Raw genomic sequence first — 7,256 nt, 5'->3', positions numbered from 1 at the left:
TGTACGGCTCGCATCTCATCGTCGCTTAGATCACTCACCGCCCAGGTCTGCGCCCAGAGCGAGATTTCAGCCATTTTAGCGGCTTTGTGGTAGCCGAGCTTAAAGCCCGCGCTGATCTTTTCTAGCACCTTTTTAGGCGTATCGGCGGAAGCCATCAGATCAAAAAACGGCTTTGGTCCGATGCCCGTGCGGCACTTTGCGACCATTATTAAAATTCCGTCCTGAGCAAGCGCTAGTTTGCCGTTGTCTAGGGCTTTTTGCGCTTGATAGAGATCGACGTCCATCGGATAGGGCGCGACCGAGATCACGATATCTGCCTTGCGCGGGATATTTACGCAAAAGACCTCGTCGGCCTTTTTCACGCAGTCGTAAAAGCTGTCATTGAGGTCGCCCGCGCTTGCGTAATACACGCCGTGCTCGCTATCAAGCACCGTCTGGATCGAAAAAACGTCGATGTGCGCAAGAACCTTCATCGCGTCGATCATATCTTCATGCACGGGATTGCCCTCTAGGCGCAGCGCCTGAGCGTCGGAGCTAAGGGCTAGTTTGTGGTTTTGCGTGATGCTCTCGTATGACGCCGTGCCAGGCAAAAAGGCCTTTCTGCCGCCCGTGTAGCCCGCGAAATAGTGCGGCTCGACCGAGCCGATGACGATCACTTTTTTAGCCTCGGCTACGATTTTATTTAGATACATCTGCGTGCCGTTTTTGCTCTCGCCTAAAAATACCATCTCGTCGTGCTTGGAGTCGTGATCGTGAACTTCGTTTTTGGCGTTAAGCTCGGCGTAAATTTCTTTACCGAAGATCATCTCGTACTCATCAAGCGTGCCCTCTCTATGGCAGCCCGTGGCGATGATGAAAATTTTATTTTTCTCGCGGATTTTTGGGTAAATTTGCTTTAAAACTTTTGCCGTAGGCGTAGGTCTAGTGCCGTCGTTTACGATGATGACGATCTTTTCATCGCCCGCTATGAACTCGTCAAAGCTTTTTTGATTTATCGGATTTGCCAGAGCCTTTGCGATGAGCGCCGTTTCGTCAAATTTAGCCACGGGGTTTGGATCGAAAACGCCGAGCAAATTTTTCTCGTTTATCTCTAGATTTAGATGATCATCTTTGCCGTATGCGATAGGGATTTGCATATCTGCCTCCTGTGTGGAATTTGGCGGGATTATAACGTAAATTTTATTTAAAACGATTTAGCTTTGCGCGGGCACGGAGCGTTAATCTAAAGAATTTTGAAATTTAAAAGCTCGCGAGCCATATGCCCGCGAGCGCAACTATTATAAATAGCCGTAAATATGAGCGAAGATAAAGCCCATCGCGCATGAAGTAAGAACGCCTATTAGCCCAGGGAAAATGAAACTGTGGTTGATGACGAATCTGCCGATGTGCGTAGTGCCGGAGCGGTCGAACTGGATCGCCGCAAGATCGCTCGGATAGGTAGGTAGGATATAGTATCCGTAGCAAGCCGGCGCAAACGCAATAATAAGACCCGGATCGATACCGATGCTAACCGCTAGCGGTACGAAAGTAGCAACCGCTGCTGCTTGAGAGTTAAGGAATTTACTAATCAAAAGCGAAACGATGACATATGTCCACGGATACGCCATAACGACCTTACCTAGCGACGCTTTAAGCATTTCGATGTGAGCGGTAAACATAGTCTCTGCCATCCATGAAATTCCATAAATGGCTACGAGCGCGATCATACCGCTATGAAAAATTTCGTTTTTAGCGATATTGCCCGCTTTTATACCCGAAGCGATCATCATGATGGATGCCGCTAGGAGCATGAAAATTTGAATGGTTAAGACCATATTTAAATTTGTGGTCTTTTTCATAGTATCTTTTACGACAATGCTTGCATTTGCGATACTTTCGCTCTTATCACCTGTCGTAATTACTACATTTCCGTCTTGAGCGACGATGCTTTGAGCTAGCTTTTTATCTTTGTCGTAAATTTCGACGCTATTAAATTTCGTCGCATCTTTGGCTTTAGACTCTTTGACGTTTGAGACGACCTTACCGCCGTCCACCATAGAAATGACCTGACCATCTTTGATCGTGATATTTTTGACCGTCTTTTTATCGACGATGATCTCTACGGATTTGCCCGGAACATTTTTAGTCCACGCAGGGCGTAAGCTTTTTTCGTAACCTAAAACCGCTACTAGCGCAATAGTGGCTAAGAATATCCACATGCAGATCCACTTAATCCTAGGAAGCTTTTGACCTAGCAAGGTCGTACTTTCGCCGTAGATATATTTTTTCTGCTCTGGATCTTTGATCTTTTCTTGAAATTCCGGATCTTTATCTAGATCTTTACCTCTAAAAATCGACCACGTTCCGATCGCAAGCATACCGATGAAAGTAGAAGGGATTGTTAATTTAAGTAGATCCAAATACGTACTAAAGCCCTCGATATGCACGCCTTGACCTAGTAAGATCGCGACCATCGAAACGCCGGCAACCGAAACGGGGCTAGCGATGATAGCAAGTTGCGAGGAGATCGTAGAAGCAGCCATCGGGCGCTCAGGGCGAATCCCATTTTTAATAGCTACGTCATAGATGATCGGAAGCAGCGTATAGACGGTGTGTCCCGTTCCGCATAAGATTGTAAGCGTCCACGCAACAGTTGGAGCGATGATACAAACCATCTTTGGATGCTTACGAAGCAATTTCTCCGCTATTTGAAGCATTACATCAAGCCCTCCCGTAGCCTGTAGCGTTGCACTTGCTACGACAACTGCGAGGATAGTTAAAATAACGTCCACTGCCGGCTTACCCGGCTCTAATCTAAATCCAAACACTAAGATCACTAAGCCTATACCGCCTAGAATTCCCAGCGCCATACCACCTTTTTTAGCACCATAAAACAAACAGCCCAAGACTATAATGAGCTGCAAAAAGAATTGAGTGCTTTCAGACAAACTTGTCAGAAACTCCATAGTTTCTCCTTCAGTAAAATTTAAAACAAACTTTGGCGATTATACTAACTTTTTATTTAAACAAAATTAAAGGAGCGTTACAAATTGTAAAAATCTATCAAAATAAAAATTTACTGAAATTATAATTTTAAAGCAGAATTTATAGCGAAATGTGAAAAATAAAATTTCACTTAGAGCTGTTTTTATATCATAGAATTTCGCAATTTTTAAGAAAACTTAGAATTTCATTATAGCTCAGGCTTTAAACCGATTTTTAAGCCTTGGAGTAGTATCATTTCGCAAAGAGCGGATTAAGATGAATTTTATAAAATTTTGTATTGCCTTTTTGATTTGTTTATCGCAGATGGCAGCAGCAGGTAGCTTTGATCTAAACTCCACGCTGCGTCTGGGCGCATTCGACGCAAGCTCGCACCGACTGCTTTTATGCGGCAGTGGCGGCGAGCTTAGGATGTTTGATACTGCTAAATGGGATGTGGAGTTCGCGCAAAAATACAGCGATAATGAAATCACGGCTCTAAATTTTAAAAACGGCAAAATTTATCTAGCTTGGGGCGGAGCCGAAATCGCGGTGCTAAACGATAGACTAAAGTTTTTACGCACGCTTAAGACGGGGCGTAACGGCACAGCCCAAATAGATGCGATCTATGCCGCAAAAGACGCGATTTACGCGGTAGTGGATAAAAATCAACTAATAAGATTAGACGAAGACCCTGATAACAGCGCGGATGGCGACTACGCCTCAGGCGAGAATTCCACCGCGAACGGGCAATCTTTAAATAGAAATTCCGCCCCAGATGGGCTGCGCGGAATTTCGTTTCATTACGGCAGGATCAATGCCGTTAGCCTGGGCGCTAACGGACTTTGCGTCGCAAGCTGGAACGGCGTAGCCTGTTTTAGCGCAGATCTTGTCGCGACTAAATTTAGCGGCAGCGATACAGCGCCTAATCGCGCTACGCAGGGAGAGCTTGGTAGCGTGAAATTTAAAGATGCGGAATTTAATAGCACGAAAATCGTGCAAGCCTCCGAGCCAAATAAAACGAAAGCTAGCGGCGCAAAGAGCGCGGAATTTCAAAGCTTAGAATTCAAAGGCGCAAAATTTCAAGACGAGGGGCTTAAAACTCGAAGCGAAATTTCAGCCGAAGCTGGCGATAAAAATTTAAGCGGCTCTATAGCCACTGCGCTTGCAGACTGCGATGGGACGCTATTTGCAGGCGATATAGAGGGTAATTTTATAAATTTAAAAAGCGGCGAGCGCAAAAGCGTGGGCTCTTGGATCAAATCCATCGTGTGCGCCCGCGGCACGCAGTTTATCGCTACTAAAGATAAAATTTACGAAAATCAAAAAGCAGGATTAAAGGAGGTTGTGGATTTAAAAAGCGAATTTTTAGCGATGTACGCAGACGGGGAAGCGATCCTCGTAGTCAGCAAATCAGGTAAAATTTTAAAATTCTAAGAAAGGATTAGTATGTTAAAAAGTTTCAAACCCGTGCTTTTGGGCTCGGTTTTGTTCGCCGCAAGCGCCCTGTGTGCCGCGGATAGCGACCTAGAGCGCGTGATGAAGGAGCGAAATTTAAGCGAAAAAGACGTTTTAGCGGCGGCTAAGACCTATCAGCCGACCGGTAGGAAGGACGATTATATGGTCTTCTCTTCCGGCGGTCAAAGCGGACAGGTGATCGTTTACGGCGTGCCGTCGATGAGGATCTACAAATATATCGGCGTATTTACCCCGGAGCCTTGGCAGGGATACGGCTTTGACGAGGAGAGCAAGGCGGTCTTAAGATCGGGCTCCATTAACGGCAAAGAGATCAACTGGGGCGATACTCACCATCCAAATTTCAGCGAGAAAAACGGCGAGTATGTGGGCGATTATCTCTTTATCAACGATAAGGCAAACCCAAGAATCGCGGTTATAAATTTATCAGATTTCGAAACTACTCAAATAGTCGTAAATCCCGTAATCAAAAGCGATCACGGCGGCTCTTTCGTAACGCCTAATACCGAATACGTCATCGAAACCAGCCAATACGCAGCCCCTTTCGATAACGACTGGCACCCAATCGAGGAGTATCAAGCAGTCTATCGCGGTGCAGTAACGCTATGGAAATTTGACTACGATAAAGGTAAAATCGACGTAAATAAATCCTTTTCTCTAGAGCTTCCTCCATATATGCAAGATCTAAGTGACGCAGGTAAGGGCGAGAGCTTCGGCTGGGCGTTTACCAACAGCTTTAACTCCGAAATGTACACAGGCGGCATCGAAAAGGGTCTGCCTCCGATGGAAGCCGGTATGAGCCGCAACGATACCGACTACCTGCACGTTTACAACTGGCAAATTCTAGAAAAGCTTGCTCAAGACAGCAAAAACTATAAGGTCGTAAACGGACACAGAATCGTTACGATAGACGCCGCCGTAAAAGCGGGAGCGCTATTTTTGATCCCTGAAGCCAAATCCCCTCACGGCGTCGATGTTAGCCCTGATGGTCGCTATATCATTATCGGCGGTAAACTAGATACTCACGCCAGCGTTTATGATTTCAAAAAGATCAAAGAGCTAATTGATAAGAAAGAATATGCAGGCAAGGATCCATACGGAATTCCGATCCTAGATATGCAAAAGACGCTTCACGGACAAGCAGAGCTTGGTCTTGGACCTTTGCATAACACCTTCGATTCGCAAGATGGCGTAATCTATACATCGCTTTACGTCGATAGCCAGATCGTAAAATGGAACTACAAAACGCTAAAGGTTTTAGATAGGATCAACGTCCACTACAATATCGGTCACCTCGACTCCATGGAGGGCAAATCCTCTAAGCCTGTCGGCAAATACGTAATCGCACTGGATAAGCTTTCGATCGATAGATTTAATCCTATCGGACCGCTTCATCCGCAAAATCACCAGCTTATCGATATTACAGGACCTAAAATGGAGATGCTTTACGATCTTCCTATCGGTCTAGGTGAGCCGCACGACGTAGTTTCTATCGCAGCTAGCAAGCTTCATACGAAACCTACCTATACTATGGGAACAAACTCTCGTACCGGCAAGCAACACCCTGCTATGACGCTAGCAGGTCAGGAGCGCATCGAGCGCGACGGCAAAAACGTAAAAGTCTATGCTACAGCGATCCGCAGCCATATTAATCCTGAGCACATCGAGGTTAATAAGGACGATAACGTAACGATCTATATGACAAATTTAGAGCGTGCCGAGGACGAAACTCACGGCTTTACGGTTGATGATTACGATCTGCATATGTCGCTTGAGCCGGGCAAGACTGCGAGCGTAAATTTCATCGCAGATAAAGAGGGCGTATTTCCTTTCTACTGCACTGAATTCTGCTCTGCGTTGCACCTTGAGATGTTCGGATATCTATACGTAAAAGATCCGAATAAAAAATACACTTCAGCTAAAGCTTCTATGCTAAAAGCTCTTAGCCCGGAGGCTCTAAAAGCCGAATACGACAAGGTAGTAGCTACGAATAAAGCCACCGACGATGTTATTCAATCAGTTGTTAAATTCTTAAAAGAGAAAAACTACGAGAAGTATCCTAAGGTCAAGGCTTTAGTCGATGACGCGCTAGATCAATACGGCAAAATTCCTGAAACCAAAGCCAAGGCAGACGCCGCGGTAAAAGCGGGCGATATGAACGGCGCGATACTTTGGGAAGGTCAAGTTTGGCAGTATCTAGTAAAAACCGCAGATGTCGGACTTCGCGCTAAAAATAACCTAATCCGCGAGCTCTCCACTCCTATGAGCGAGGCTGCGTCTAACGGCGAAAAGGCTTACCTACGCGGAGGCTGCAACGGCTGCCACGTCATCGGTCAAGTAAGCTCCGGTCCTGATCTAACGGGCGTCCTACTCCGCCACGAAAACGGCGAGAAATGGGTAGCCGATTTCATCAAAGACCCTGCTAAATTCTACGAAGACGACTACGTTAAGGCAATGATAAATTACTTCAACCTTCGCATGCCAAATCAGCATATGAAAGATGAAGAGATCAAAGATATCATCGAATACCTAAAATGGGTCGATGAGAACGCGGGTCTTAACTAGCCCCACTCTCCCCCGCAAGGGGGAGAATTTAAAGGAGACGAAATGCCAAAATATAAAATTTACGCGATTTTAGCGCTGCTTATTATGACGGTCGCTTTTACCATCCCTACGCTCGGATTTTTCAAAGTCCAAGGCAAAATCGTATCGGGGCAGGTTAGCAGCGTCTCGCAGCTGCCCGCATACTCCGCACCGATATGGAATTTTTATACGAAAGCATCGTATAAAAATCACCTAATTCCTAGTGATGTTAAAAA

At 45.7% G+C, this 7,256-nt stretch carries 4 protein-coding genes and 1 pseudogene; 3 read left to right on the top strand and 2 right to left on the bottom strand.

From position 1 onward, the window contains the following. Together larA and Q0257_RS12690 are read right to left on the bottom strand one after the other, a co-directional pair. Positions 1-1,136, bottom strand: a 1,136-nt coding sequence (gene larA, locus Q0257_RS12695; protein WP_298025345.1) for a nickel-dependent lactate racemase, incomplete at its 3' end; no start/stop codon positions are given. Positions 1,137-1,277: 141 nt separating this feature from the next. Next, positions 1,278-2,945, bottom strand: coding sequence for an anaerobic C4-dicarboxylate transporter (locus Q0257_RS12690; RefSeq protein ID WP_298025343.1), 1,668 nt, complete (start codon positions 2,943-2,945; stop codon positions 1,278-1,280). 295 nt (positions 2,946-3,240) lie between these two features. Between Q0257_RS12690 and Q0257_RS12685 the strand changes: the two genes are divergently transcribed. From Q0257_RS12685 to Q0257_RS12675, 3 genes and pseudogenes are all read left to right on the top strand, one after another. Continuing rightward, the gene (locus Q0257_RS12685; protein WP_298025341.1) at positions 3,241-4,398 is read left to right on the top strand and encodes a hypothetical protein; all 1,158 of its coding nucleotides are present in this window, start codon (positions 3,241-3,243) and stop codon (positions 4,396-4,398) included. Positions 4,399-4,410: 12 nt separating this feature from the next. Further along, entirely contained in the window at positions 4,411-7,002 is a 2,592-nt protein-coding gene (gene nosZ / locus Q0257_RS12680) for a Sec-dependent nitrous-oxide reductase (RefSeq protein WP_005870833.1), read from the top strand. A gap of 42 nt (positions 7,003-7,044) precedes the next feature. Further along, positions 7,045-7,256: pseudogene (locus Q0257_RS12675) on the top strand (cytochrome C); the annotation flags it as partial.

Source organism: uncultured Campylobacter sp. (assembly GCF_938018035.1).
In the GTDB taxonomy this organism is placed as follows: domain Bacteria; phylum Campylobacterota; class Campylobacteria; order Campylobacterales; family Campylobacteraceae; genus Campylobacter_B.
Note: the sequence above shows the minus strand (reverse complement) of the source record. Positions and strands in the feature narration are given on the sequence as shown.